The 26,779-nt window shown below is 65.6% G+C and carries 20 protein-coding genes; 11 read left to right on the forward strand and 9 right to left on the reverse strand.

The window, feature by feature from the left end:
• Positions 1-90 precede the first annotated feature (90 nt).
• Positions 91-1,629, forward strand: coding sequence for a Y-family DNA polymerase (locus CK489_RS21755; protein ID WP_245350522.1), 1,539 nt, complete (start codon positions 91-93; stop codon positions 1,627-1,629).
• Positions 1,626-5,084: an error-prone DNA polymerase gene (locus CK489_RS21760; RefSeq protein WP_095733758.1), complete on the forward strand. Its 3,459-nt coding sequence runs from the start codon at positions 1,626-1,628 to the stop codon at positions 5,082-5,084. The genes CK489_RS21755 and CK489_RS21760 overlap by 4 nt, the downstream gene beginning before the upstream one ends.
• A 96-nt stretch (positions 5,085-5,180) precedes the next feature.
• Here CK489_RS21760 and CK489_RS41430 read toward each other — a convergent pair whose 3' ends face one another.
• The 3 genes from CK489_RS41430 to CK489_RS41435 all read right to left on the reverse strand — a co-directional run bounded on the left by CK489_RS41430 (position 5,181) and on the right by CK489_RS41435 (position 6,730).
• Entirely contained in the window at positions 5,181-5,570 is a 390-nt protein-coding gene (locus CK489_RS41430; protein WP_157860859.1) for a hypothetical protein, read from the reverse strand.
• A 677-nt stretch (positions 5,571-6,247) separates the two neighbouring features.
• Positions 6,248-6,535 (reverse strand): hypothetical protein, encoded by a 288-nt coding sequence (locus CK489_RS21770; RefSeq protein WP_050626238.1) that lies wholly within the window; start codon positions 6,533-6,535, stop codon positions 6,248-6,250.
• Between the two features lie 27 nt (positions 6,536-6,562).
• The gene (locus CK489_RS41435) at positions 6,563-6,730 is read right to left on the reverse strand and encodes a hypothetical protein (RefSeq protein WP_157860860.1); all 168 of its coding nucleotides are present in this window, start codon (positions 6,728-6,730) and stop codon (positions 6,563-6,565) included.
• Between CK489_RS41435 and CK489_RS21775 the strand changes: the two genes are divergently transcribed.
• The 3 genes from CK489_RS21775 (at position 6,729) to CK489_RS21785 (ending at position 12,755) form a co-directional block, all read left to right on the forward strand.
• A complete protein-coding gene (locus CK489_RS21775; RefSeq protein ID WP_095733759.1) occupies positions 6,729-8,135 on the forward strand; it encodes a CoA transferase in 1,407 nt (468 codons plus the stop codon). The two genes, CK489_RS41435 and CK489_RS21775, sit on opposite strands and share 2 nt — an antisense overlap.
• 151 nt (positions 8,136-8,286) lie before the next feature.
• On the forward strand, positions 8,287-9,534 hold the full coding sequence (locus CK489_RS21780; protein ID WP_095733760.1) for an efflux RND transporter periplasmic adaptor subunit: 1,248 nt from the start codon (positions 8,287-8,289) through the stop codon (positions 9,532-9,534).
• 86 nt (positions 9,535-9,620) lie between these two features.
• On the forward strand, positions 9,621-12,755 hold the full coding sequence (locus CK489_RS21785; RefSeq protein WP_095733761.1) for an efflux RND transporter permease subunit: 3,135 nt from the start codon (positions 9,621-9,623) through the stop codon (positions 12,753-12,755).
• On the opposite strand, the gene CK489_RS21790 is transcribed toward CK489_RS21785, so the two are convergent.
• Both CK489_RS21790 and CK489_RS21795 read right to left on the reverse strand, forming a co-directional pair.
• Positions 12,748-13,716: an amidohydrolase family protein gene (locus CK489_RS21790; RefSeq protein ID WP_095733762.1), complete on the reverse strand. Its 969-nt coding sequence runs from the start codon at positions 13,714-13,716 to the stop codon at positions 12,748-12,750. The two genes, CK489_RS21785 and CK489_RS21790, sit on opposite strands and share 8 nt — an antisense overlap.
• A 138-nt stretch (positions 13,717-13,854) precedes the next feature.
• Complete coding sequence (locus tag CK489_RS21795; protein ID WP_245350466.1) at positions 13,855-15,273, reverse strand: TolC family outer membrane protein; 1,419 nt, start codon at positions 15,271-15,273, stop codon at positions 13,855-13,857.
• A gap of 241 nt (positions 15,274-15,514) precedes the next feature.
• On the opposite strand from CK489_RS21795, the gene CK489_RS21800 reads away from it, so the two are divergent.
• Positions 15,515-17,377 (forward strand): acetyl-CoA hydrolase/transferase C-terminal domain-containing protein, encoded by a 1,863-nt coding sequence (locus CK489_RS21800; RefSeq protein ID WP_095733763.1) that lies wholly within the window; start codon positions 15,515-15,517, stop codon positions 17,375-17,377.
• An 89-nt stretch (positions 17,378-17,466) separates the two neighbouring features.
• Here CK489_RS21800 and CK489_RS21805 read toward each other — a convergent pair whose 3' ends face one another.
• Both CK489_RS21805 and CK489_RS21810 read right to left on the reverse strand, forming a co-directional pair.
• Positions 17,467-18,246 carry an enoyl-CoA hydratase gene (locus tag CK489_RS21805; protein WP_050420160.1) on the reverse strand — a complete coding sequence of 260 codons (780 nt, stop codon included), beginning with the start codon at positions 18,244-18,246 and terminating at the stop codon, positions 17,467-17,469.
• A 126-nt stretch (positions 18,247-18,372) separates the two neighbouring features.
• On the reverse strand, positions 18,373-19,056 hold the full coding sequence (locus tag CK489_RS21810; RefSeq protein WP_095733764.1) for a hypothetical protein: 684 nt from the start codon (positions 19,054-19,056) through the stop codon (positions 18,373-18,375).
• Positions 19,057-19,383: 327 nt separating this feature from the next.
• Here CK489_RS21810 and CK489_RS21815 point away from each other — a divergent pair, with 327 nt between their 5' ends.
• Complete coding sequence (locus CK489_RS21815) at positions 19,384-19,929, forward strand: sigma-70 family RNA polymerase sigma factor (RefSeq protein ID WP_050626244.1); 546 nt, start codon at positions 19,384-19,386, stop codon at positions 19,927-19,929.
• A 2-nt stretch (positions 19,930-19,931) separates the two neighbouring features.
• A complete protein-coding gene (locus CK489_RS21820) occupies positions 19,932-20,570 on the forward strand; it encodes an NrsF family protein (RefSeq protein ID WP_050626245.1) in 639 nt (212 codons plus the stop codon).
• 58 nt (positions 20,571-20,628) lie between these two features.
• On the opposite strand, the gene CK489_RS21825 is transcribed toward CK489_RS21820, so the two are convergent.
• Together CK489_RS21825 and CK489_RS21830 are read right to left on the reverse strand one after the other, a co-directional pair.
• Positions 20,629-21,735, reverse strand: a complete 1,107-nt coding sequence (locus CK489_RS21825) for a DUF2336 domain-containing protein (protein ID WP_095734602.1) — start codon at positions 21,733-21,735, stop codon at positions 20,629-20,631.
• Between the two features lie 61 nt (positions 21,736-21,796).
• Positions 21,797-22,945 carry a GGDEF domain-containing protein gene (locus tag CK489_RS21830; protein ID WP_050626246.1) on the reverse strand — a complete coding sequence of 383 codons (1,149 nt, stop codon included), beginning with the start codon at positions 22,943-22,945 and terminating at the stop codon, positions 21,797-21,799.
• A gap of 418 nt (positions 22,946-23,363) precedes the next feature.
• On the opposite strand from CK489_RS21830, the gene CK489_RS21835 reads away from it, so the two are divergent.
• Genes CK489_RS21835 through CK489_RS21845 form a run of 3 tightly spaced genes read left to right on the forward strand, consistent with a single transcriptional unit; the run spans position 23,364 to position 26,390 of the window.
• A complete protein-coding gene (locus CK489_RS21835; RefSeq protein ID WP_035652535.1) occupies positions 23,364-23,933 on the forward strand; it encodes a sigma-70 family RNA polymerase sigma factor in 570 nt (189 codons plus the stop codon).
• A complete protein-coding gene (locus CK489_RS21840; RefSeq protein WP_050626247.1) occupies positions 23,933-24,685 on the forward strand; it encodes a hypothetical protein in 753 nt (250 codons plus the stop codon). Before CK489_RS21835 ends, CK489_RS21840 begins: the two co-directional genes overlap by 1 nt.
• Before the next feature lie 37 nt (positions 24,686-24,722).
• Positions 24,723-26,390: a S8 family serine peptidase gene (locus CK489_RS21845; protein ID WP_095733765.1), complete on the forward strand. Its 1,668-nt coding sequence runs from the start codon at positions 24,723-24,725 to the stop codon at positions 26,388-26,390.
• Positions 26,391-26,779: the final 389 nt, after the last annotated feature.

Consider the following 26,779-nt stretch of genomic DNA (forward strand, 5'->3'; position numbering starts at 1 on the left):
GCAGGGCTCCCTCTCCCGCTTGCGGGGGAGGGTTGGGGTGGGGGTCTCTCCACAAACAATGTTCTTCGTAAGGAGAGAGCCCCCACCCGGATCGCATCTGGCGATGCGATCCGGCCTCCTCCGCAAGCGGGAGAGGCGAAGAAAGAACTCCCCAGCGTCGTCGTCGCAAAAGACCACAACGCGATCCTGCTGCATGCCGTCGACGAGGCTGCGGTGCGCGCCGGGCTGTCGATCGGGTTGCCGCTCGCCAATGCGCGGGCGATCTGCCCGGAGCTCACGGTCTACGACGCCGACCCCGCCGCCGACCTGAAGACGCTGAACGACATCGCCGACTGGTGCGACCGCTTCACGCCGCTGGTCGCGCTCGACGCACCTTACGGCCTGTTCCTCGACATCACCGGCTGCGCGCATCTGTTCGGCGGCGAGCGCGCGCTGCTGCAGCTCGTCACCCATGCGCTGAGCCGGCGCGGCTTTGCGGTCAGCGCGGCGATTGCCGGCACCTCGATCGCGGCGCGAACGCTGACGCGCCACGTCTCGGGCAAGATCGTTGCTGATGGCGCAGAGGCGCAAGCGGTCGGCCCGCTGCCGGTATCGGCGCTCGGCGCCGATAGCGCTGTGACCACCGGCCTGCGCCGCGCCGGGTTGAAGACCATCGGCGATGTCGCCGCGCGCGCACCGCACGAGATTTCGGCGCGGTTCGGCTCGGCCTTCACCACCTTGCTCGGCCACGCGCTCGGGCAGGGCGATGCCCCGATCAGCCCGCGCAAGCCGCTGCCCGACTACATCGTCGAGAAGCGTTTTCCTGAGCCGATTGCGACCGACACCGTGATCGCGCTGACGCTGTCGAGCCTCGCCAAAATGCTGGTCGCGGCGATGGACAAACAGGGCAAGGGCGCGCGGCAACTGGAGGCGAGCTTTTTCCGCACCGACGGTGCGGTGCGCGCGATCATGGTCGAGACCGGGCGTCCGGTGACGCGGCCGGAGATGATCGACCGCCTGTTCCGCGAGCGGCTCGATGCGCTGAGCGATCCGCTCGATCCTGGCTTCGGCTTCGATCTCATTCGTCTTGCCGCAGGGCGTACCGAGATCGTGGTGCAGCAGCAGCGCGATCTCGACGCCACTGTGCATGACAATGACGAGATCTCGGCGCTGATCGACCGCATCGCCGCTCGCATCGGCGGCAAGCGCGTCGTCGTGCATCTGCCGCTCGAGAGCCACATCCCCGAACGATCAGCGCTCGCGCTGCCGGCGCAGCATCATCTGGCCGCCGCCAGCGCCGCCGCATGGCCGGAGCGCGTCGCGGGCGAGCCGCCGCTGCGACCCTTGCGGCTGTTCGAGCGGCCGGAGCCGATCAAGGTGCCGTTCGCGAGCGTGCCGGATGGTCCGCCGCATCAATTCACCTGGCGGCGCGCCTTGCATGCGGTGGTGCGGGTCGAGGGTCCCGAGCGGATCGCGATGGAATGGTGGAAGCAGGACGGTGCGGCGCTGACGCGCGACTATTTCCGCGTCGAGGATGCCGAGGGCCAGCGCTTCTGGATCTTTCGCGACGGCCTCTATGAGAACGAGCTGCGCGACGAGGCGGGCGCGCCGGTCGCCGCGAACTGGTATGTGCACGGGCTGTTCGCATGAGCGTACCCTTGCCCGATTATGCCGAGATCGGCATCACCAGCAATTTCTCCTTCCTGCGCGGCGGCTCCGATCCGCGCGCCTATGTGCATCAGGCGAGCGAACTCGGAATCCCCGTGATCGGGCTCGCCGATCACAACACGCTGGCCGGCGTGGTGCGCGCCTGGAAGGAGCTCGACAGCGAGAAGGTCGCCCATCCGCCCAAGTTCCTGGTCGGCGCCCGCATCGTCTTCATCGACGGCACCCCCGACATCCTGGTCTATCCACGCGACCGCGCCGCCTATGGCCGGCTGTGCCAATTGCTCACCCGTGGCAAGCGCGGTGCTGGCAGCGAGCGCATCGAGAAGGGCGACTGCCGGCTCAGCCTGTCCGATCTGCTCGATTTCGCCGAAGGCCAGCTCTTGGTGCTGGCGCTCCCGCATCGCTTCGAGGCGGATGAGGCGCTCGACGTGCTCGCGCAACTGAAGGCCAGCGCCGCCGATGGCGTCTGGCTCGCCGCAAGCCTGCTCTATCGCGGCGACGACAAGCGCCGTCTCGCGCGGCTGCATGGCCTCGCCACCGATGCCGGTGTGCCGCTGCTCGCCACCAACGAGGTGCTCTATCACCATCCTGCGCGCCGCCCGCTGCAGGACGTGCTGACCTGCATCCGCGAAAAGACCACGATCGAGGCGGTCGGCCGCAGGCTCGAAGCCAACGCCGAACGGCATCTCAAGCCGGCGCATGAGATGATCAGGCTGTTTCGCGACCTGCCGGATGCGATCGCGGAGACCATGCGCTTTGCCGCGCGCATCTCGTTCTCGCTCGACCAGCTCAAATACCAGTATCCCGATGAGCCGGTGCCGCCGGGCAAGACCGCGCAGCAGCATCTGGAGGACTTGACCTGGGCCGGCGTCGACAAATATTTCGGCGGCGAGATCGATGACAAGCTTCGCGCCACCCTGAACAAGGAGCTCGCGCTGATCGCCGAGCTGAAATACGCGCATTACTTCCTCACCGTGCACGACATCGTGCGCTATGCGCGCAGCCAGAACATCCTGTGCCAGGGACGCGGCTCGGCCGCGAATTCGGCGGTGTGCTATGTGCTCGGCGTCACCTCGGTCGATCCGACCAAGGTCGATCTGCTGTTCGAGCGCTTCATCTCCAAGGAGCGGCTGGAGCCGCCGGACATCGACGTCGATTTCGAGCATTCGCGGCGCGAGGAGGTGATGCAGTATGTCTATCGCCGCTACGGCCGCCACCGCGCCGCCATCATCGCCACCATCATCCATTATCGTCCGCGCAGCGCGATCCGCGATGTCGGCAAGGCGCTCGGGCTGACCGAGGACGTCACCGCGGCGCTCGCCGACACCGTGTGGGGCAGCTGGGGCAAGGGCCTCAACGACATGCAGGTGCGGCAGGCCGGGCTGGACCCTGCGAATGCGATGATCAATCTTGCCGTCGAGCTTGCCACCGAGCTGATCGAGTTTCCGCGCCATCTCTCGCAGCATGTCGGCGGCTATGTGCTGACCCAGGACCGGCTCGACACCTATGTGCCGATCGGCAACGCGGCGATGGACGACCGTACCTTCATCGAATGGGACAAGGACGACGTCGACGCGCTGCACATGATGAAGGTCGACGTACTGGCATTGGGCATGCTGACCTGCATCCGCAAATGCTTCGACCTGATCAGAGATCACAAGGGCGAGCACTGGGAACTCGCCAGCGTCCCGCAGGACGACCCAAAGGTCTACGACATGCTGTGCCGCGGCGAGTCGCTCGGCGTGTTCCAGGTCGAGAGCCGGGCGCAGATGAACATGCTGCCGCGCCTGAAGCCGCGGACGTTCTATGACCTCGTCATCGAGGTCGCGATCGTGCGCCCCGGTCCGATCCAGGGCGACATGGTGCATCCGTATTTGCGGCGGCGGAACAAGCAGGAGCAGGTGAGCTATCCTTCGCCTTCGCCGGATCATGGCGACAAGGACGAGCTCTACAACGTACTGCACAAGACGCTCGGCGTGCCGCTGTTCCAGGAGCAGGCGATGCGGATCGCGATCGAGGCGGCGCATTTCACCTCGGAGGAGGCCAACGGCCTGCGCCGCTCGATGGCGACCTTCCGCAATCTCGGCACCATAGGCACCTACGAGGAGAAGCTGGTCGGCAACATGGTGGCGCGCGGCTACGATCCGGATTTCGCTCGAAGCTGCTTCGACCAGATCAAGGGTTTTGGCAGCTACGGCTTCCCGGAAAGCCACGCCGCGAGTTTCGCCCAGCTCGTCTACATCTCCTCATGGCTGAAGCATTATCATCCCGACGCGTTCTGCTGCGGCCTGCTCAACTCGCAGCCGATGGGCTTCTACGCTCCGGCGCAGATCGTCGGCGACGCCCGCAAGAACGGCGTCACGGTGCGCGAGGTCGATGTCTCCTTCAGCTTTGCGCAGAACACGCTGGAGGAGCAGGTTGGCGATTGTTGCGCGGTGCGGCTCGGCTTCCGCCAGATCGACGGGTTTCACTGGCTCGATGAGGACGAGGAGAGGCTGAAATCCCTCCAGTCGTCATTCCGGGGCGCGCAAAGCGCGAGCCCGGAATCCATTTCTCAGCGCAACAGTGGCCTGATGGATTCCGGGCTCGCGCCAGGAGGCGCGCCCCGGAATGACGGGGAGCAAGACTGGGCCGACCGCATCGTCGCGGCGCGCAGCCGCCGGCCATTCACCTCGCTGGAAGAGTTTGCCCGCGACACCGGCCTGCCGAAGCGCGCGCTGATCCTGCTCGCCGATGCCGATGCATTTCGCTCACTCGGGCTCGACCGCCGCGAGGCGCTGTGGGCGGTGCGGCGGCTGCCCGACGACGTGCCGCTGCCGCTGTTCGAGGCCGCGACCGCGCGCGAGCAGCCGGATGAGGGCGCAAAACCGCTGCCGGAAATGCCGCGCCCCGAGCAGGTGGTCGCCGACTATCAGACCATCCGCCTGTCGCTGAAGGGCCATCCGATGGAATTCCTGCGCGAGATGTTCACCAGGGAGCGCGTCGTCGCCTGCCACACCATCAACCGCAGCAACGATCGCCGCCGCGTTCGTTGCGCCGGCGTCGTGCTGGTGCGGCAGCGGCCAGGCAGCGCCAAGGGCGTCGTGTTCATGACGCTGGAGGACGAGACCGGCATCGCCAACATCGTGGTCTGGCCGAAAGTGATGGAGCAGTACCGCAAGGAAGTGATGGGCTCTCGCCTGATCCTGGTCGAGGGCTATATCCAGAGCAGTCCCGAGGGCGTGACGCATCTGGTGGCGCAGCGCATGACCGACCGCTCCCACGATCTGATCGGCCTCGCCAACGAATCGCTGTCTCGCAAGCATCCCGTGCCGGCCGGCCCAGCGCTGATCGAGCCGCTCAACGACGACCGCCGGGATCACGGCGACAACTCGCCGCAAAGGATCCGCCGTCCCCGCAACGTCCGCATCCTGCCGCCGTCGCGGGACTTTCATTGAAGTTGATGCAGATCAAAGCCATCGCCGAGCTCGCGTAAGACAAGGCACAAGAAGGAGACCGGGATGTCCACAACGGAGATCGCGAAGCGTCATTTCTCAGCGGCACTTGCAGATGCAAAGTCCACCGGACTGGATCACGACGCTCTCTGCCGTTCGCTGCTCGGCCTCGTCGTTTCGAAATACCTTGAAAACCGGAGCGTCGCCGACGTCCAGTCGGAGCTTCGCTTCATTGCCGACAATTGCGACCCCGACACAGACTTCGCATTCATGCGTCCCTAGATCTGGACTACGCACGGACTGTCGCGCCATCGCAGCGTTTCCGAGCACAAGGCGCACACCACGACGCGCTATCGGCGTCCCACGCTGACGTTCGAAAACCTGATGGGAAAGGGAGCATCCTTCTCCTATCTCGCGACGCTCGACGACGTGATCGCCTCGCGCGGCCGCAACCTGCTGATCGTCGACGGCAAAGGTCGTCGGCGCCATCGGCGGTTCGGGCTCGCAGGACAATGTGATCTTGCTCGCCGGCCAGGCCGCGCTGAAGTAAGGCGTGGCGTGATGCGTGCCCCGGAATGACGAGAGATGGAGTATGTCTCTCAATTTAGTTCGGCTTTTCAGAATTTGACTTGACGCCGCCCCCAACTCAGATGTTCAATATGCCCGTCTCACCCGATGCGAGGGGCGGATCGCGATCGTCACGAACGCGGGTCGAGATGCGGTGGACGCCGAATGCGCGACTGACGAGTGCGCATGACGCGGACGGCGAAGTCGTGTGGTCCTGACGCCCTCATGGCAGGTGTCTCTTCACATTGCGCGGTGCGCGTGGCGAAGACGGTGACAAGCAAGCCTGGTCTCGCCGGGGAGAGCACGAAGTAAGCCGTAGCCCATCGCGCAGGGAAAGCCGGGTTGTTTCCGGTTACACCTGTGGTCCTACCCCCGAGCTTCCTACCCATTGCTCGGGGCCCATGGGTGCGATCGGCACCCGGCTTTCCCTGCGCCCTCTGTTCAAGGAGAGGGTGAAACGAACAGCAAACCTCGGGCGGATCACGCCGCGAGAACGCTGATCCGCGGCTTACGTGCGAATGCTTACACCAAGCTTACAACTCGCCACCGTCGGCTTGGTCCTGCATTCGCAAATGGATGAACTCTTCGGCAGCTGCATACTATTCCACCGCGGCCCCCACCGGCGGTCCGCCCGGCGGGCGGTGCAGAAAGGTGATCGACGCATAGGCGCCGACCCAGGAGCCGGCTGCCGCGAAGGCGACGTAGAGCCAGTTTTCGGTGTAGCTGATCACCGCATAGGAGGAGAGCACGTACCAGACGCTGCTCCAGGTCGCCGCCGGCACGCGCTTGCGCGCGACGACCGCAGAGGTGAACATGACGTAGACCGCGTCGGTCGCCGCGGTCGCGAGGAAGACACCGCCGGCGGTGAGGGGATCGATGGCAGCCATTGCAACTCCTGTTCGGGTCGGGCAGAGCTAAGGCATGATGCGGAAAAGTGCGAAGCGGTTTTCCGAAAACATCATGCCCAAACAAGGCATGATCCGGAACAGCGTGAAATGGTTCTCCGAAAGATGGTTGGGATCGGGCACCGCCTTTTTGTCATCATGCTGAGGCATAGAATAATCACAAACAGGAACGCGCATGCAGGGCATCCGTGAAATCCTCGCCGATATCTGGACCGGCGCCGGCGGTACGTCGTCTGCGCTCGATGCGGTCAAGCTGACCGGCAGCGAGCCGCAACTGCCTTCGTCGTTTCGGGTCGCAGCCGCTGCGCAGGCGCCGATCGCAGCCGCGGGCCTTGCCGCGGCCGAAATCTGGAAGGCCCGCAGCGGGGACGGGCAGGAGGTCGCGGTCGATATCCGCCATGCCGTCGTCGAATGCCGCAGCGAGCGCTATTTGCGCGTCGACGACAAGCCGCCGCCGCCAGCCTGGGACAAGATCGCCGGCGTCTACCGTGTCAAGGACGACCGCTTCGTCCGCCTTCATACCAATTTTCCGCATCACCGCGACGCCGTCTGCAGGGTGCTTGGCTGCAATGCCGAGCGTGACGAGGTCCAGGCCGCGCTCTTGCAGTGGGACGGCGAGGCGTTCGAGACCGCGGCCTATGAAGCCGGCGGCGTCGTCGCCTTGATGCGCTCTCATGACGAATGGTCGGCGACGCCGCACGCCAAGGAGCTGGCAAAACTGCCGCTGATCTCGATCGAGAAGATCGGCGAGGCCGCGCCAAAGCCTTGGCCCGCCGGGAAGCGGCCGCTGGCCGGCATCCGTGTGCTCGATCTGTCGCGCGTGATCGCCGGTCCCGTCGCCGGCCGCACGCTCGCCGCGCACGGCGCAGACGTGCTGCTGATCTCCGGTCCCGATCTGCCTGCTATCCCCTGGCTGACCATCGACACCGGCCGCGGCAAGCTGACGACGTTCCTCGAACTGCGCAGCGAAGAGGGGCGGGGCGTGATGCGCAATCTCGTGGCGCAGGCCGATATTCTCTCGCAGGGCTATCGTCCGCAGGCGATTGCGCGGCTCGGCTTCTCCGCGGAGGAGGCGGCGCGCATCAATCCCGGCATCGTCTATGTGACGCTCTCGGCCTACGGCCATGCCGGTCCGTGGGCGGAGCGGCGCGGCTTCGATTCGCTGGTGCAGACCACGACCGGCTTCAATCATGCCGAGGGACAGGCGGCCGGCGTCGATGGACCGAAGGAATTGCCGGCCCAGATGCTCGACCACGCTACCGGATACTTCATGGCATTCGGCGCCATGATGGCCAAGGCACGCCAGGCGCGCGAGGGCGGCAGCTGGCATGTTCGGGTATCGCTGGCGCAAACCGGGCGCTGGCTGCGGAATCTCGGCCGCCTCGAGGCGGGCCTCGCGACCGAGGACCTGAAGGCGGATGCGGTGCAGCCCTACATCGAGCGGCTTCAGTCCGGCTTTGGCACGCTGAGTTCGGTCCGGCACGCCGCCATCCTGTCGCGCACCCCGGCCCATTGGTCCCGTCCGGCGATGCCGCTCGGCAGCCATCGTGCGGAGTTTCCTGCCCCGGAGTTTCCCGGATGAGACATTCAGCCGCCGTTCAGGCTATCCGAACTTTAACGACGCGCACCGCCGAAATGCGATTTTTAGGTTGTTTGCAACGCCAATTCGGCACTATTAGCGCACCGCTGGGGCTGTCCCGCCGGAAGCTGCAACGATCGACCCCGCGGACCGCATGCTGAAAGAGTTTACCAAGAGAATGCAGAGCTTTAGCCGCCCGCGTTTGCTCGTGGCCGCGGCGGTGCTGGTGGTCGCCTGCGCGGGCGCCTATGGCTACACCCGTTTCGGCTCTGAAAAGCAGGGGCCGTCGGAAGTCTCCAGCCAGTCCCGCAAGGGCGGCACGCAGTATGCGCCGTCGGCCGCCGAGTGGGCCAGCCTGACCTTCCAGACCGTGTCCGAGCACACCTTCCGCTCCGAGCTGGTGACCGAGGGCAAGATCGGGATCGATGAGGACCGTTCCACCCCGGTCTACTCGCCCTACACCGGGCGGGTGACGCGCCTCCTGGTGCGGCCGGGCGATGCCGTGGCGAAGGGGCAGCCGCTGTTCGTGATCGAGGCGGCTGACACCGTGCAGGCACAGAACGATTACGTCGCCGCGATGACCGGTCTCAACAAGGCCCAGTCGGCACTCGACCTGGCGCAGATCCAGGAAAAGCGCGCCAAGGACCTGTCCGAAGGCAAGGCGATCCCGCTGAAGGATTACCAGACTGCGCAGGCGGCGCTGGTGCAGGCGCAGAACGATGCGCGCTCGGCGCAGACGCTGCTGGAAGCCGCGCAGAACAAGCTGCACATCCTCGGCTTCGGCGACGAAGCCATCACGACCTTGCAGCAGAAGGGCCGTCTCAATCCGGAGACGACGGTGTACGCGCCGATCGGCGGCACCGTGGTCCAGCGCAAGGCCGGCCCCGGCCAGTATGTGTCGACCGGCGCCAGCGATCCGGTCTACGTGATCGGCGATCTCTCGACGGTCTGGCTGATCGCCTTCGTCCGCGAATCCGATGCCGATAATGTCGCGATCGGGCAGGACCTCAGCTTCAGCGTGATGGCGCTGCCCGGCAAGCTGCTGAACGCCCGGGTCAACTATGTCGCCGCCGCGATCGATGCGACCTCGCGCCGGCTGCTGGTCCGCGCCACCATCGACAATGCCGATAATCGGCTGAAGCCCGAGATGTTCGCCAATGTGACGCTGTATTCGAAAGGCGATCACCCGGCGGTCGGCGTGCCGAAGCAGGCGCTGATCTACGAGGGCGATCAGGTTCGGGTCTGGGTCGCGAAAGCCGACGACAAGACCATCGAGCTGCGCCAGATCAAGCCCGGCCTCATCAATGGAGACCTCGTCGAGGTCGCCGGCAATCTCAAGCCTGGCGAGCAGATCGTGACGAAGGGAAGCCTCTTCATCGACCGCGCCGCCTCCGGCACCTAAGGCATGATCCGGGAAAGGGGAAACCGGCTTTCCGGATCGACCATGCTCAACAAGAAAAATCCTTCCAGCTGAAAGCGCCGATCTGAATGGATCGCCTCGTCGCCCTTGCCGTCAATCGCCGCTACTTGATGGTGGCCATGTTCGTCGCCGTCTTCGTCGGCGGCCTGCTTGCGTTCAAGCAGCTCAACATCGAGGCCTATCCCGATCCGACCCCGCCGATGGTCGACATCGTGACGCAGAGCCCGGGCCTGTCGGCCGAGGAGATCGAGCGCTACATCACGATCCCGATCGAGACCCAGGTCGCGGGCATCAAGAACCTCAAGACCATCCGCACCATCTCGCTGTACGGTCTGTCCGACGTCAAGCTGCAGTTCTCCTTCGACTACACCTATGACGAGGCGCTGCAGCAGGTGCTCAATCGCCTCTCGCAGCTCGCGCCGTTGCCGGGCAACGTGCAGCCGGGCATCTCGCCGACGAGCCCGATCGGTGAAATCTTCCGCTATCGCCTCAAGGGGCCGCCGAACTACAGCGTGCTCGACCTCAAGACGCTGCAGGACTGGGTGTTGCAACGCCGCTTCCGCGCGGTGCCCGGCGTGATCGACGTCACCGGCTGGGGCGGCAAGACCAAGACCTATGAGATCCAGGTCGACTTCAACAAGCTGGTCGCCAACGGCCTGACCTTGCCGCAGGTGCTTCAGGCGGTCTCCAACGCCAACATCAATGTCGGCGGCAACACCGTGAACATCGGCTCGCAATCGGCCGTGGTGCGCGGCGTCGGCCTGATCCGCTCGATCGACGATCTCGCCAACACCATGATCTCGCAGTCCGGCGGCAATCCCGTGCTGGTCAGGGACGTCGGCGCCGTCACGATCGGCGAGAAGCCGCGGCTCGGCATCGCCGGCATCGACGGCGACGACGACATCGTGCAGGGCATCGTGCTGATGCGGCGCGGTGAGCAGAGCTCGCCGACGATTGCCCGCGTCGAGCAACTGGTCAATCAGATCAACAATTCCTCGATCCTGCCGCCGGGCGTCAAGATCGAGCGCATCTACGACCGCAAGGACCTGATCGAACTCACCACCCACACCGTGCTGCACAACATGGTGGTCGGCATCCTCTTGATCGTGCTGTTGCAGTGGATCTTCCTCGGCGATCTCCGCAGCGCGCTGATCGTCGGCGCGACGATCCCGTTCGCGCTGTTCTTCGCCGTGATCATCCTGGTGCTGCGCGGTGAATCCGCCAATCTGCTCTCGGTCGGCGCGATCGATTTCGGCCTGATCGTCGACGCCACCGTGATCATGGTGGAGGCGATCTTCCGGCGGCTGTCGCAGACCACCGCGCTATCGGAAGCCGAGCGTGCCCACATCTCCGACGACACGGTGATGGGGATGAAGAGCCACGCGATCCTGTCGGCGGCCGCCGACGTGTCGCGCTCGATCTTCTTCGCCGCGACCATCATCGTCGCTGCCTTCCTGCCGTTGTTCACGCTGGGCGGCGTCGAGGGCAACATCTTCGGGCCGATGGCGCGGACCTATGCCTACGCGCTCGCAGGCGGATTGCTGGCGACGTTCACCATCACGCCGGCGCTGAGCGCGATCATCCTGCCGGCGCATATCCACGAAACCGAGACCTGGATCGTCAAGAAGCTCGACGCGATCTACCTGCCGGTGCTCAACTGGGCGATCGCCAACCGCAAGGTCGTGATGGCCGGCGCCGCCGGCCTCGTGGTCATGACCATCATCTTCGTCCGGTTCCTGGGCCTCGAATTCCTGCCCAAGCTGGAAGAGGGCAATCTGTGGATTCGCGCCACGCTGCCGCCGACGATCTCGCTGCAGGAAGGCAACGCCTACGTCAACGAGATGCGCAAGCTGATCCGCAGCCGTCCCGAGGTGGTGTCGGTGGTGTCGCAGCACGGCCGTCCCGACGACGGCACCGACGCCGCGGGATTCTTCAATGCCGAATTCTTCGCGCCCCTGAAGCCGGCCGGCGAATGGCCCGATACACACGACAAGGACGTGCTCACCGCGCAATTGCTGGGGCAGTTGCAGGAGAAATTCCCGGGCGTCGAATTCAACTTCTCGCAATACCTGCAGGACAACGTCTCGGAGGCGGTGTCCGGCGTGAAGGGCGAGAACTCGATCAAGCTCTATGGCAATGATTTGCAGGCGCTGACCGACACCGCCAACAAGATCAAGTCCGTGCTGTCGACAGTGCAGGGCGTCACCGACCTCGCGGTGTTCACCTCGCTCGGTCAGCCGACCGTCCAGATCGACGTCGACCGTGCGCGCGCGGCGCGCTACGGCCTGTCCCCGGGCGACATCAATGCGACGATCAAGGTCGCGGTCGGCGGCGACACCGCAGGCGATCTCTATGAACCCGGCAGCGACCGGCACTTCCCGATCATCGTTCGCCTTGCGCCCGAGTATCGCAAGAGCGCGGAGGCGATCCAGAACCTGCGGATCGGAGTCGCGAACACCAATGGCGGCATCACGCAGATCCCGCTCTCCGAAGTTGCCTCGATCAAGCTGATCTCCGGCGCGGCCTACATCTATCGCGAGCAGCAGGAGCGTTATCTGCCGATCAAGTTCTCGGTGCGCGACCGCGACCTCGGCAGCGCGATCCTGGAGGCCCAGCAAAAGGTCAATGAGCAGGTTCAGTTGCCGCCCGGCTCGCATCTCGAATGGGTCGGCGAGTTCGGCAATCTGCAGGACGCGATCAAGCGGCTGTCGATCGTGGTGCCGATCAGCCTCGTGCTGATCGCGGTGCTGCTGTTCTTCAATTTCGGCTCGATGGTCGACACCATGCTGGCGATGAGCGTGATCCCGATGGCGATCTTCGGCGGCGTGCTCGGGCTCTTGATCTCCGGCATCCCGTTCAGCGTATCGGCGGCGATCGGCTTCATCGCGCTGTTCGGCATCGCCGTGATGGACGGCATCATCATCCTGTCGCAGTTCAACCAACTGATCGACGAAGGCTATGACCGGTTGCGCGCGGTGATCCGCACCGGCGAATTGCAGCTTCGTCCGGTGCTGATGACCTGCGTCGTGGCGGGTGTCGGCCTGCTGCCGGCGGCGGTGTCGGAGGGCATCGGCTCGCAGGTGCAGAAGCCGCTCGCGATTGTCGTCGTCACCGGCATGATGCTGGCGCCGCTGGTGATCCTAATCACGCTGCCGGTGCTGATCTCCTACTTCTCGCGCCGGCCGAAAGACAACGTCAGGTGAAGCCGTAGAGCCGTGCGGGATTGTCGACCAGGATGGTCTTGCGGGTCGCGGCATCGGGCGCCCAGACCGGAAGCTGGTTGAGGAGGCGGCCGTCGTCGATCTGGTACAGCGGCGTCACGTCGGTGACCTTCTTGCCCGCCGGTGTGACCGAATCCGGATGCGGCCAGTCGGTGCCCCAGACGATGCGCTCGGCATTGGCAGCGATCAGCGCCTGCGCCAGCGGCGTGGCGTCGGCGTAGTCGGGCGCAAGCTTGGAGGCGCGGTAGGCGCCGGAGATCTTGACGTAGGCCTTGCCTGATTTGACCAGCGCGAGCAGGTCATCAAACCCCGGCTGGCCCGTGCCGAGCGCGGCCTCGGCGCCGCCGAAATGGTCGAACACCACGGGCACTGGCGCTGCCGCGACCAGATCCTTGATCGCGGAGATCATGGCGAGGCTGGTGAAAAGCTGGACATGCCAGCCGCGCGCCTTCATCCGCTCGATCGCGGCCGAGAAGCGCTGCCGGCCGACATTGGGATCGTTGACGCCGCCGGTCGCAAGGTTGAGGCGGATGCCGCGGAAGCCGGCGTTCTGCATGGCGGCGAGATCGCTTTCGCTGGTCTTGTCGTCGATCACGGCGACGCCGCGCGCCGTGGGGCCGCGCGCCGTCATGCCGAACAGGGTCGAGGAATTGTCGGGGCCGTAGACGCTCGGCGTCACGATGACCACGCGCTCGACATGCAGCGCCTTGTGCAGCGCGCTCATCTCCTCCGGAGAGGCCGGTTCCGGCGTATAGACGCGGCCGGCGAAGAACGGGAATTTCGCGGGGTCTCCATGGATGTGGGTATGGCAGTCGCATGCACCGGCAGGCACGTCGAAGTTCACCGGGGTCGATGGTTGCGCTGCCTTGGACAATGCGTTGCTGCTGGTCATGGTCACTCCCGCTGCGATGGAAGCCAGCATCATATCGCGTCGCGTCAGCATTGGACGTCTCCCTGCATGCTCGGCTGTTATGCGCGCACTCCGCGCACCGGCATTATCGGTTGCCGGCGGGGGCGGAGGTTATCGGCGGACAGAGCGGGCGGAAAGGGCCGGTTCGCGCTGCGACCGGTTCCATGAGGCCTATTGCCCCGACGGCGTGCGCAGGCCGTGCCAGGCGTCGCGCACCTGATGGTAGTGCACTTCGGGCAGATAGTCGGGCGTCTTGAGATTAAGCGTCTTGACGTCGAGCCGTCCGACCGCACTGAGCAGGGTGTAGGAGGCGATCACGCGGTCGCGCTGCGCACCGATCAGACGGGCTCGCGCCGTGATCAAGTCCTGCTGGGCGTTGAGCACGTCGACGGTGGTGCGCTGGCCACCGGCGGCCTCCTTCTGCACACCTGCGAGCGCGACCTCGGCGGCCTTCACCTCGGACTCGGAGGCCGACACCGCAATCTTGGCGCCCTCATTGGCGACCCATGCGCTGACCGCGGCGGTCTTGGCCTGATTGCGGACCTGATCCAGCACGAGGCGGCTCTGCGCGGCCACTTCCTTGGCCTGCCGGGTCTGCGAGGCCGCGGTGCCGCCGTCATAGATCGGCTGCGTGACCTGGCCGATCACCGAGGCCTGGTCCGTTCCGAACGTACCGAGCGTCTGGTCGTTGTCGCGGCTGCGGCTGACGCTACCCTGCAGGGTAACGTTCGGCATCAGGCTGCTCTCGGCGACGCGGATCGAGGTCGAGGCGACATCGACGTCGAAGCCGGCCGCGGTCACGGCGGGATGCTCGCGCAGCGCAAGCGCGATCGCATCCTCGCGGCTGCGCGGCAGCAGCCGGTCGGTGGTTTCCGCCGGCCGCAATTGCGACGGCGGGTTGCCGACCACCTGCGCATAGGTGGCCTGGCTGACCGCATAGTTGACCTCGGCGGCGTTGAGATCGGCGAGGCCGCGGTTGAGGCGCGCCTCGGCCTGGGCCGTATCGGTCGGCGTAACGTCGCCGGCATTGAGGCGGCGCTGCGTGATCGCCTGGGTCTCCTTCAGGAAGGCGACGTTGGACCGCTGCGCCTCGACCAGGGTCTGGTTGGCCAGCACGTTGGTATAGGCGGTGACAGCATCGAGCAGCACGCCCTGGCCGACATTGCGCAGCGCCTCGCGGCCGGATTGCACCTGCAATTCGGCGACGCGGACGCTGTTGGCGGTCTTGAAGCCGTTGAACAGGGTCTGGGTCACCGTGACCCCGATCTGCCACGGCTTCAGCGTCGCGGTCTGGATGACGTTGCCGGGCAGCTGGTCGCGGACCGCCTGCAGGCCGAGCGAAAGGCCGGCCACGATCTGGGGACGATAGCCGGCCAGCGCCTGCGGCACGTTCTCGTCGGTGGCGCGCTGGCGTGCCCGCTCGGCATTGAGCTGCGGATTGGTCTGGTACGCCTTGACCAGGGCCTCCGGCAGGCTCTCGGCGCGGGCCGCGGTGTCAGTCAGCAGGGCGCATGCCAATGCGCCAAGGCCGATGCCCGACAAAAGCACGCGCCTCGCTACGTCGCCAATATCAGCGGCACGCCCAACCATGTGATCCCGCACACCAAAACCCCGGCAATCCGCTCCCGCGGACGCCGTCGACACATCTACCTGTTTACGGGGCGGCACCGCCACAGGCAAACCGCCCCGCGACATCTGCACATCATTTCGGTTCTTGTCTGTTGCCGGTTCGTCACAGGCGAACGCGACTGTCATATGAAGTATAAGTTCGAACCGCCGCCCGTCGATTCAGCAACGCCGGTTATCCACCGCCTGTCTGGGTTCATTGCAGATGCCTAAGTATTTCTCCGACCCCGAGGCGATCGCGGAGCACATCATTCGTGACGTCGGAACCAAGCTGGTGGTGGGGCTGCCGCTCGGCCTCGGCAAGGCCAACCACATCGTCAACGCGCTGTATGCGCGGGCTGTCGGCGATCGCTCGATCAATCTGACGCTGTTCTCCGCGTTGACGCTGGAAAAGCCGAAGCCGATGAACCTGCTCGAGCAGCGCTTCATCGGCCCGGTGATCGATCGCCTGTTCGGCTCCTATCCGGATCTCGCTTATGCGGACGCGCTGCATCGCGGAGCGCTCCCGCCCAACATCAAGGTGATCGAATTCTTCTTCCTCGCTGGGCAGTGGCTCTATCGACCGTTCGCCCAGCAGCACTACATTTCCGCCAATTACACCCACGCGGCGTCATATCTGCTGTCGCGCGGATTGAACGTCGTCCCGCAGCTCGTCGCCAAGCGCGTGGTCGACGGCGTGCCGCGATACAGTTTGAGCTGCAACACCGACACGACGCTCGATGTGTTGCGCGCCCGCGCGCAGGGGCGGGCGTCATTCAAGCTGATCGGCCAGGTCAATTCCGAGCTGCCGTTCATGCCCGGACCCGGCGATCTTCCGGCGGATGAATTCGCCGCGGTGCTCGACAGTCCCGACGCCGATTTCCCGTTGTTCGCGCCGCCGTCGGAGCCGATCAGCGATACCAAATATGCCCTCGGACTGCACGCCGCCGGTCTGGTCCGCGACGGCGGCACGTTGCAGATCGGCATCGGGCAGGTCGGCGATGCGCTGGCGCAAGGGCTCGTGGTCCGCCACCGCGACAACGCCCAATTCCACGGCATCATGCAGCGGCTTGCACCCGCTACCGCACAGCTCGCGGCGGCCGAGACCGGGCCGTTCGAGAAGGGCCTCTACGGCGTCAGCGAGATGCTGTTCGAGGCGTTCCTCGCACTGATCGATATAGGCATCCTCAAGCGCGACGTCGACGGCGTGATCCTGCACGGCGCATTCTTCCTCGGACCGCAATCGTTCTATCGCGCCCTGCGCGAGATGCCACCGGAGCAATTGGCGCGCATTCAGATGATGCCGGTGTCCTTCACCAACGAGGTCTTCGGCGACGAGGACGGCAAGCGCCGTGCCCGGGTCGATGCGCGTTTCGTCAACAACGCGATGATGGCGACGCTGTTGGGCGCTGCGATTTCCGACGGGCTCGAGAATGGCCAGGTCGTCAGCGGAGTCGGCGGCCAGTACAATTTCGTAGCCCAGGCGTTTGCGCTCGAGGGCGCGCGCTCGGTGCTGGCGCTGGAGGCAACCCATCAATCCGGCCAGCAAACGCAGTCGAACATCCGCTGGTCGTATGGCCATGAGACCATTCCGCGGCACTTGCGCGATATCTTCGTCACCGAATATGGCGTTGCCGATGTCAGGGGGAAAACCGATGCGGACGTGATCGCGGCAATGCTACAGATCTCGGACTCCCGCTTCCAGGGTGAACTGCTGCGGCAGGCCAAGGACGCCGGCAAGCTGCCGCGGAGCCATGAGATATCAGCGGCTCATCGCGAGAACTATCCCGAGCGGATCCGCGATGCGCTGAAGCCCGCGCGCGACGCCGGGCTGCTGCCGTCGTTCCCGTTCGGCAGCGACTTCACCGACGTCGAGCAGCGGCTGATTCCGGCGCTGCAGCTATTGCAGCAGGCGCAGCGTACGCCGCTGCAGCTCGCCGGCATGCTGTGGCAGGGGATGCGGCATCCGCCCGACGCGGCTGACCGCGAATGCCTGGCGCGGCTCGGCCTCGACAAGCCGACGCATCTTGCCGAGCGCACCTATCGCGCGCTCGTCACCGCGGCATTGCAACGGAGCCGCAACGCGTGATCCGGAAAAGTGCGAAGCGGTTTTCCGACGAGATCATGCGCAAACAAAAAACTAAGCGCGATCACGCCCCAACCTGATCGCATCGCGCTTTAGCGGTTCTTGTTGACCGGCTTGCGCTTCTCGATGAAGGCCGCCATGCCTTCGGAGCGATCCTCGAGCGCGAAGGTCGAGTGGAACAGGTTGCGCTCGACATTCATGCCTTCCGAAAGCGGCGTCTCGAACGCGCGGTTGATGGCTTCCTTGGCCATCGCGGCGGCCGGACGCGACATCGAGGCGATCTTCTCGGCCGCAGCGAGCGCCTCTTCCTGCAGCTTGTCGGCCGCAACGATCCGCGACACCAGGCCCGAGCGCTCGGCTTCGGCGGCGTCCATCATTCGTCCGGTGAGGCAGAGGTCCATCGCCTTCGACTTGCCGATCGCGCGGGTCAGGCGTTGGGTGCCGCCGATGCCCGGGATGGTGCCGAGGGTGATTTCCGGCTGGCCGAACTTGGCGGTGTCGGCCGCGATGATGATGTCGCACATCATCGCGAGCTCGCAGCCGCCGCCGAGCGCATAGCCTGCGACCGCCGCAATGGTCGGCTTGCGGCACCGGGCGACGCGGTCGCCGCCGATCGCGGTGAAGTCGCTGTTGAACATGTCGATGAAGCCCTTTGGCTGCATCTCCTTGATGTCGGCGCCGGCCGCGAAGGCCTTCTCGCTGCCGGTGATCAGGATGCAGCCGATCTTGTCGTCGGCCTCGAGATCGTCGACCGCCGCGGCGATCTCGCGGAACACGCCGAACGACAGCGCATTCAGCATTTTCGGCCGGTTCAGCGTGATGACGCCAACCGGTCCCTTGCTTTCGACGATGATGAATTCGAACGTAGCCATGACGCAAACCCCGTGCCTGATTTGGCGGGCAATGTGCCCGCTGGCGGGATGCGCTTCAAGTGGCTGAAGCGAGGCTTTGGGCCGCGGTGCGGCGCTATCCCGCGCCGCAAGCCGCAAGTGCCTCGGCTAGGCCATGAACATACGTGCGGCGGAGGCCACCGTGAGCAGGGCGCCGAAGCCGATGAAGATCTTCCCGATCAGCGAGGTCTGGTCCCAGCTCGCGCTGTCGCTGCTCGCCAGCACTGGGGCCGGCTTGGGTGCCGCTGCGGCAGCAGGCGGCGGCTGCACAGCCGGCGTCTCCTGCTGGGCGGTCTGCGGCTGAACCGGTTGCGGTTGCTCCGCCGGCTGCGCCTGTTGCAGGGCCCGGTCGAGGTCGTTGAGCTGGTCGGATGCGACCACGCCGCCGTCGGGTTGCGCGTCGGCGGGCTTGTCGGAGGCGGCCATCATCGGATTGACACTGGCGGGCGGAGGGCTCGCATTGCCGTCGCCGGAGGTCAGCTCCGCATTGGCATTGGCGACCGTGGCCGGCATGCCGGCCGACGTCACGCTGCCGGCATCCTTGCCGGCCGTCTTCTTGGTCTCGGATTTGTCGGCCGACTTGTCGGCGGTCTTTGATGAGCTGTGGCGCGCATGGCGCCGGACATGCCGCGAACTCTGCGCGGACTTGTCGGTCGTTGCGCTGTCAGATTTCGATGCCGCTGCGTCCGAACCGGCCGCATGCGCCGGCAACGGAACAGCGAGGCACATCGTAAGCCCGGTCAGCCCTGTCGCAACCATCAAGGCCAAGCGCCCATTGGCTTTGATCTTCATTCTGATGATCTCCCCATTTCGCCCGTCCCAAAGCCGAAATGAGACCCCGCTGCGTGTCCACACCGGGGCAAAAAAAGGGAATCTTCGGGCATCAGGGGGCAAAAGCTGGGCAATTTCGTCCCAGCAGGTGTTCGGCGGCCGCAGCCCCGATGCTTGTCGGACCGATCGGTGTTATGAGCCGTGACGTCTGCAAACCCGCCGGAGCGATTCTCAGAGCCCGATCTCCGGCGCGGCCTGGCCGGAGGACCGCGATCACGAATTCGTGATGTTCTGGGTTGGCCGCGTAACGAACTGAAAGATCGGCCGAATTGCAATTCAGGAGCCTGCGTGCGCGAACGTGAGGATGAATGGACCGACCTGATGCGGTCGGCCATTTCTGGCGATGACGCGGCGTATCATCGCTTGCTCAAGGCCATCACGCCGGTACTCCGTGCCGCGGCGCGACGCGGCCTGGCGCGCGCGGGACAACCGGTCGATCAGTCCGAGGACATCGTGCAGGACATCTTGTTGGCGGTGCATTTGAAGCGACAGACCTGGGACACGAACGCGCCGTTCGCGCCGTGGCTGTTCGCGATCGCGCGCAACAAGCTGATCGACGCGCTGCGCCGCCGCGGCAAGCGCATCTTCGTCAACATCGATGACTTCGCCGAAACGCTACCGGGGGAAACGCCGGAGCCGACGGCATCGCCCGGTGAGGTCACCGCCCAGCTCCAGGCGCTGCCGCCGCGTCAGCGCGACGTGCTGCAATCGATCGCGGTCGACAGCACCTCGATCAAGGACACCGCGGCGAAATTCTCGATGACCGAGGGCGCGGTGCGGGTCGCGCTGCATCGCGGGCTTGCGAGCCTCACCGAGAAATTACGGGATCGTTGAGCATGGATACGGATCAACTCATTCGAACCCTTGCCGCCGACAATGCCTATCGCGCACGCCCGATCGGTCTGGCGCTGATGCTGGCGCTGCTGGCGGCGGCGCCGGTCTCGCTGCTGATCTTCTTCGCCGAGCTCGGCGTGCGGCCCGACGTGATGACCGCGATGCATAATCCGTTCTTCGATCTGAAATTCGCGGTGACCCTGGCGCTCGCCGCCTCGGCGATCGCGGTCAGCCTGCATCTGTCGCGGCCGGAAGCCTCGCTGCGCAGTTTCGGCTGGTGGCTGCTGATTCCCGCCGGCATCCTCGTTGCCGCGATCAGCGGCGAGATGATGATGCCGCAGCGTACGCCGATGATGACGCGCCTGATCGGCAAGAACTCGATGGCGTGCATGACCGCGATCCCGGCGATGTCGTTGCCGCTGCTGGTCGGCGCGCTGTACGGGCTCAGGCAAGGTGCGCCGGCGCGGCCGGCGGTCGCCGGCGCGGTGGCCGGCCTGCTCTCGGCCGGGCTCGCGGCAACCGTCTATGCGTCGCATTGCACCGATGACTCGCCGCTGTTCGTCGCCACCTGGTACACGCTGGCGACCGCGATCGTCGCGAGCGTCGGCGCGCTGATGGGGAAGCGGGCGTTGCGGTACTAGAGCGTTTTCGAGCGAAGTGGGTACCGGTTCGCGTGAAGAAAGCGCCTCAAACAGCAATCTAGGCCGCGGGCGCCGACTGCTGCATGCGATGGAAGCGCAGCACCTGCTGTGCGGTGGAAGGCCGCAGCCGCTCATAGGTGTCCTTGCAAGCCTGCAAGTCGGTCGGCTCGCCGCCTGAGATGTCGTCGCGCAGATTGATGATCGATCGCACCGTCGACCATGACAGGCCCGACACTTTGGCCAGGATCATCACGCCCTCGGCGCGGGTTTCGATCATCATGTTCTCGGCGACGGCGACCGAGACATTGGCGAGCGCGGCAAGCGAGGCATTGGTCTCGTCGAACTTGCCGGCCTCGGCGAAGGCCGCAAGCTGGAATTCGTCGAGCCGGCCGTCCTGGTAGAGCGACTTGACCAGCGCATGCGCGATCGTGGTGTCCGGCGTCACGGCGGCGGGCGCCGAACGCGCGCGTCGCGTGGCTTCCTTCACCGCGATCGGGATCTCCTTGGCCTGCTGCGGATTGGCGGCCTCGAGCCGCTGCCTGACGGTGTCGGAGGCCTTGGCGACCAGCTTGAGATAGAGATGCCGTGGGATGTTCGGGCGCAGGCCGACGCAGGTCGACAGATTGTCGTCGCCCTCGGCGCGGCTGACCAGGCGGGTGAAGCCGCGCTCGGTGAACTCCGCGCCGGGATTGTTGACCGCGCTCTGGATCACCTCGTCATTGCCGCGCAGCACCAGCACGTCGGTGACGGCGCCGCTCAGCGTCTTCCGGTTGGAGATCGCGAGCAGATGCGCCTGGCTCTTGCTGCGCGCCGTCTCGATCAGGGTGTCGTCGTCGAGCCGCGGCGACAGCGTCAGCACCGGGCCTGCGACCTCGATCAGATCGTCGAATGCAAGGGTGCGGATGGTCTGCGGCGGCGCGGTGTCGATCGGGGCAAGGCGGTTGGCGAGCAGCGCCTTGGCCGAGTTTTCGATGTGCTCGAGCAGGCACTGGAAAACGTCGTCGAACAGCACGATCTGCTCGTCCGAATAGTTCACCGAGCCGTTGATGAAGAGGTCGGTCACGCGGCGCAGCGTCTCGACGCGGCGGGCGACGGTGCCGTGCGCGAGCGTCGTCTGCAGCTCGTCGAGCAGACTTTCGGGGGCGGTCTCGGGCTTCAAACTCATGACTCTGTCCTGGAGCGGTGGCGACGGCTTCTCCGGCGCCAAATTGGGAAATGAAACGATGTCAGGCGCTGGCGATGCGGTTGCGTCCTCTCGCCTTGGCTGCGTAAAGCGCGCCGTCGGCGCGGGCGAGTAGCGTGTCGGAGTTTTCGTTCGGCTTGAGCGTCGTGACGCCTGCGGAGATCGTCACCCGCATGCCCGGCGAGAATGCGCTCCAGTCGAGATCGGCGATGATCGCACGCAGCCGCTCGAGCGCGCGCATCGCCTGATCCTGCGACAGGTCGGGCAACACCAGCAGGAACTCCTCGCCGCCGTAGCGGCCGAAGCGGTCGATGCTGCGGAGATTGGCGAACATGCCGATGGCGAAGGTGCGCAGCGCCTCGTCGCCGATCGGGTGACCGTACACGTCGTTGATGCGCTTGAAATGGTCGAGGTCGATCAGCGCCACCGCGCAGGAGCTGCCGTTGCGGGTGCAGCGCGCGATCTCGTCATCGAGCGTGCGCATGATGCTGCGGCGGTTGGAGGTGCCGGTCAGCTCGTCGAGCTCGGCGAGCTCCTCGATGCGCCGGTAGGCCTCCTTCAGCTTCACGCCGCTCTGATACAGCGATTGCTGCATCGAGCTCGAGAAGATGCCGAGATACATGCAGCGCCCGATCGTCAGTGCGAACACCAGCATGGTGCCGAGGCGGTCGATCCGGGTGCCGGTCGGCATCCCGATCGCCTTGTCGGTGCCGAGGAACAGGGCGGCGAGGCCCAGCACCATGATGGTCCAGACGACAGCAGTCTGCCGCGCCGAGGTACGCAGCGCACCGAAGCCGAACACCACGAACAGGTTGCAGAGGAACAGCACGCCGACTTCAGGCGCGATGTAGGTGAACACCAGCAGGTTCACCATGTTGACGGCCGATTGCGGGGCGACCAGGTAGTGGTCGCGGAAGCGCTCGTGAAAGCCGCGCTCGGAGAGCAGTACATAGACCGCGACAAGGGCAAGGCCGGTCAGGGCATAGCCCGCCGCGACCAGCACCGACGTGGTGCCGGAATGCGCGTAGATCAGCAGCACGGCGGCGTCGAGCACGAAGCAGGCAGCGATCATCGACTGGATCTGGCGCCGCTGCCTGGTCCGGCGCGCCAGCCGCTCGACCGTCAGCCTGGGACGGCCGCTTTCCGATGCGCCCGCGATCGGACTGGGAAGTGACGACGCAGCGCTGCCCATGGTCTCGCCATTGGTGAAATCCGGCGAAAATCTAAGTGGGAAAGCCTTTAGGTTTGGTATCTTTTGGAACCGAATTTGCTCCGGTGGAACCCGGTCATCGCCCTTGTTTCATAAGGGGAATCCGTTCACCGAGGGGGACCGGGAGCGGGCCCGCCGCGAGCTTGCGCCAACGCCGGCTTCGCAACGGCGCTGGCTTGCCGGCTAAGGCTTGATATGGTCCGGCCGGACGGTGGGCGTCCGCGAGAGTTTTTGGTGTTATGATACCGATTGTTGAGTCTCCGGCGATTTTTCCTCATTCGGATCGCCGACTGTGTCATAGATCACACATGCGGTCTGGACATTGCCGTAATGTGAAGAATCTTGGCTCTCGCGTCGAACCACCCACCACCCCCCTCAGACCAACTTTGCGAGACGGCCATTGAGCGCGACACAGGCGGCTTCAGACGAGGTTCTGATCGCTCGGATCGCTCAAGGCGACCGGCTCGCCATGCAGGTGCTGTACGGACGGCATCATGTCAGGGTGTACCGCTTCGGGCTTCGGCTCGTGCGGGACGAACAGGTGGCGGAGGATCTCATCAGCGAGGTCTTTCTGGACGTGTGGCGTCAGGCGGGCAAGTTTGAGGGACGATCCGCCGTTTCAACCTGGCTTCTGGCGATTACCCGGTTCAAGGCGTTGTCCTCGCTGCGGCGAAGGAAAGACGCCGAACTGGACGATGAGGCCGCGAACGCGATCGAGGATACGTCCGACGATCCGGAAACGGTGGTGCAGAAGAAGGACACCGGCGCGACGCTGCGTAAGTGCCTGACGGGACTATCAGCGGAACACCGGGAGATCGTCGATCTTGTCTACTATCACGAGAAATCCGTGGAAGACGTCGCTGAGATCGTCGGGATTCCGGAGAACACCGTGAAGACGCGCCTGTTCTATGCGCGCAAGAAACTTGCCGAGTTGCTGAAGGCAGCCGGTGTCGAGCGAGGTTGGCCATGATGGCTGCGAGCAACAAGAAGGTGCAGGGTCAGGAACCTGACGATGTCGAGATGCTGCTGCCCTGGCACGCGGCCGGCACGCTGAACGCGCGCGACGCGCGCCGCGTCGAGGACGCGCTCGCGTCCGATCCGGAGCTGGCCCGGCAGTATGCCGTCATCCGCGAGGAATATGCCGAGACCATCGGCCTCAACGAGAGCCTCGGTGCGCCCTCGGCGCGCGCCATGCAGAAGCTGTTTGCTGCGATCGATGCCGAACCGGAACGCAAGCCATCGGCAGGTGCACGCATGTCGGCCGGGATCTCGGAGTTCTTTTCCAAATTGTCGCCGCGGACGCTGGCCTGGTCGTCCAGCCTCGGCGCGCTCGTGGTGCTGTTGCAGGCCGGCGTGATCGGCGCGGTGCTGATGCGCAGCCAGCCGGCTTCGTTCCAGACCGCCTCGCTCGACGTCGCTGAACAGCGCAGCGCGCCAAGCGCGGCCGTTGCACCTTCTAGCCCTGCGCCCAGTGCGCCGATCACCCGCGACCTCGGTGCCAGCGTGGCGGCAACGCCGACACGGCTCTTGGTGCGCTTCACGCCGGACGCCAGGATCGCCGACATCACGTCGCTGCTGGAGAATTACCAGGGCTCGATCGTCGACGGGAAGGGCGGCATGTTCCGGTTGCAGTTCCGCGCGATGGACAAGGACGGCGTCGCGTCGCTGATTGCCCGCTTGCAGAAGGAGAAGATCGTCAGCCTCGCGGTGGAGACACCGTAGACTGCGGCTGACGCTGCTGCGCCGACTTGAGGTCACCATGACCGCCAACGGCCGGACCAGATCGACGAACAGAGCGGCCGTCGCGGCCGCGGCGTTGCTGCTGGTTTGCCTGTCCGGTTCGGCCTACGCCCAGAATTTCATGCGATCGCCGATCAGCGGTGGGCCACAAATGTCGCCCGGGCCGCGGGTCAATCCCGGCATCGGCAGGGCCGGTGGAGGGTTCGGCGGCACCACTGGCCGCACGCCGCTCTCGGCGGACCGCGGCCCGGCTGCGTCTTGGACCGGCGAGGGGCCGCGATCGGGAATGCGGCCGCCCAATGCACGCGACGCGCCTCGTTTCTCCACTGGCTGCGACGACGGCGACCGCGGCCAATGCTCCGACCGGCCGGTCGCCGGCAACGGTGGCGGCAAGGGCGCAGCGAGGAAGGGCAGGGCCGGCGGTGGCGGCACGCGCGCGCAGGACGTGGCGGGCACGCGAACCGTGCCGAACGAACTCGTGGCGGAGATCGACGGCGCCTTGACCGAGGCCGAGACCGATGCGCTCGCGCGCCGCCATGGCCTGAGGCGGATTGCCTCGCAGAATATCCCGTTGCTCGGGGCGACCGTCGGCCTGTTCCGCATGGCCGGCAATCGCTCGGCCGATGCCGTGAGCCGCGAATTCGCAAACGACAGCAGCGTCCGCTCCGTGCAGCCGAACTACCGTTACGCGCTGCAGGACCAGAACACGCCATCTGGCGGCAATGATCCGGCGCTATATGCGCAGACGCAGCTGCATCTGCCCGAGGCGCACCGGCTGGCGCGCGGGATGAATGTCACTCTTGCCGTCATCGATTCCGGCATCGACGCCGCGCATCCGGAACTGACGAACACGGTCGCGGATACGTTCGATGCGCTCGGCAGCAAGGATGGCCCGCACGTCCACGGCACCGCAATCGCCGGCGCGATCGCAGCGCGCGTCAAGCTGACGGGGAGCGCACCGGAAGTGCGGATCCTGGCGATCCGCGCCTTCGGTGCGGTTGCCGGCGGCGCCGAGAGCACGTCCTATGTGATCCTCAGGAGTCTCGACCACGCGGTGGCGCACGGCGCGCAGATCGTGAACATGAGCTTTGCGGGACCGAAGGATGCACTTGTCGAGCGCGCCGTGGCGGCCGCTGCTGCGAGCGATGTCGTGCTGGTCGCCGCGGCCGGCAATGCCGGCCCGAAATCACCGCCGCTGTATCCGGCCGCCTATCCCGACGTAATCGCCGTGAGCGGGATCGATGCCGGCGGACGGCTCATGGCGGCATCGAACCGCGGCAGCCATATCGCGCTGGCGGCGCCGGGCGCCGACATTCTCGTGCCGGTGCCGGACGGCAAGTACCAGCTGATGTCGGGCACCTCGTTTTCGGCCGCGTTCGTCAGCGGCATCGCGGCGCTGGTGCTGGAGCGCGGTCCGGCTTTGAAGCCTGCCCAGGTGCGAAGCGTCCTGACCAGCACGGCCCGCGATCTCGGGACACCTGGGCGCGACGATCTGTTCGGGGCCGGGGAGGCGGACGCGCTTGCCGCGGTGATGGCGGCGACCAGCGCGCCCGTCGCGTCGGCCGTGGACAAACCGCCGCAGCCCGCGCCGGACGGCAATAACACTTCCGTGAGCCGCGCGTTGAACGAAGGCGCGCCGTCGGTCGCATCTGATGATTCCGCTGCAAATCATCGGGCTGCACAGTGATTTTCGGCGCCGAACGCCGGCAACGGTGCAATGGAACCGGGCGACGAAAGGTTAAAAAAATCGCCGACGATTTGAACGTCGGCCTTCCTCTCACGACTTATGTGTGTGGGAGCGGTTTATCCCTCCCCGGCTATATCAGGCGCGAGCGCCCATCCACCCCAAGCGCCCATATGGCTTTGACCCGTCCGGTTGTCCCCCCGGACGGGTCTTTCATTTTGGGGATGCCTCACGGATGACGGACAGGCCGAACGCAGCCGCGCATGCTGCGCTGGACTGGGTGATTGTGACGGTATGACAGCGTGCGATGGCCGCGCCGATTTGCTGTGGATCATTCGGCTGCGCAGCAAATCGAAGCGGCGCGCATCGCCATCATGCAAGTCGATGACTTG

This window comes from Bradyrhizobium sp. UFLA03-84 (assembly GCF_002289535.1).
GTDB lineage: Bacteria > Pseudomonadota > Alphaproteobacteria > Rhizobiales > Xanthobacteraceae > Bradyrhizobium > Bradyrhizobium viridifuturi.

Coding starts and splice junctions, on each gene's coding strand:
- CK489_RS21760 (WP_095733758.1), top strand. CDS start 1,626: ATGAGCGTACCCTTGCCCGATTATGCCGAGATCGGCATCACCAGCAAT.
- CK489_RS41430 (WP_157860859.1), bottom strand. CDS start 5,570: ATGGCGCCGACGACCTTTGCCGTCGACGATCAGCAGGTTGCGGCCGCG.
- CK489_RS21770 (WP_050626238.1), bottom strand. CDS start 6,535: ATGGCTGCCATCGATCCCCTCACCGCCGGCGGTGTCTTCCTCGCGACC.
- CK489_RS21775 (WP_095733759.1), top strand. CDS start 6,729: ATGCAGGGCATCCGTGAAATCCTCGCCGATATCTGGACCGGCGCCGGC.
- CK489_RS41435 (WP_157860860.1), bottom strand. CDS start 6,730: ATGCGCGTTCCTGTTTGTGATTATTCTATGCCTCAGCATGATGACAAA.
- CK489_RS21780 (WP_095733760.1), top strand. CDS start 8,287: ATGCTGAAAGAGTTTACCAAGAGAATGCAGAGCTTTAGCCGCCCGCGT.
- CK489_RS21785 (WP_095733761.1), top strand. CDS start 9,621: ATGGATCGCCTCGTCGCCCTTGCCGTCAATCGCCGCTACTTGATGGTG.
- CK489_RS21790 (WP_095733762.1), bottom strand. CDS start 13,716: ATGCTGACGCGACGCGATATGATGCTGGCTTCCATCGCAGCGGGAGTG.
- CK489_RS21795 (WP_245350466.1), bottom strand. CDS start 15,273: ATGGTTGGGCGTGCCGCTGATATTGGCGACGTAGCGAGGCGCGTGCTT.
- CK489_RS21800 (WP_095733763.1), top strand. CDS start 15,515: ATGCCTAAGTATTTCTCCGACCCCGAGGCGATCGCGGAGCACATCATT.
- CK489_RS21805 (WP_050420160.1), bottom strand. CDS start 18,246: ATGGCTACGTTCGAATTCATCATCGTCGAAAGCAAGGGACCGGTTGGC.
- CK489_RS21810 (WP_095733764.1), bottom strand. CDS start 19,056: ATGAAGATCAAAGCCAATGGGCGCTTGGCCTTGATGGTTGCGACAGGG.
- CK489_RS21820 (WP_050626245.1), top strand. CDS start 19,932: ATGGATACGGATCAACTCATTCGAACCCTTGCCGCCGACAATGCCTAT.
- CK489_RS21825 (WP_095734602.1), bottom strand. CDS start 21,735: ATGAGTTTGAAGCCCGAGACCGCCCCCGAAAGTCTGCTCGACGAGCTG.
- CK489_RS21830 (WP_050626246.1), bottom strand. CDS start 22,945: ATGGGCAGCGCTGCGTCGTCACTTCCCAGTCCGATCGCGGGCGCATCG.
- CK489_RS21840 (WP_050626247.1), top strand. CDS start 23,933: ATGGCTGCGAGCAACAAGAAGGTGCAGGGTCAGGAACCTGACGATGTC.
- CK489_RS21845 (WP_095733765.1), top strand. CDS start 24,723: ATGACCGCCAACGGCCGGACCAGATCGACGAACAGAGCGGCCGTCGCG.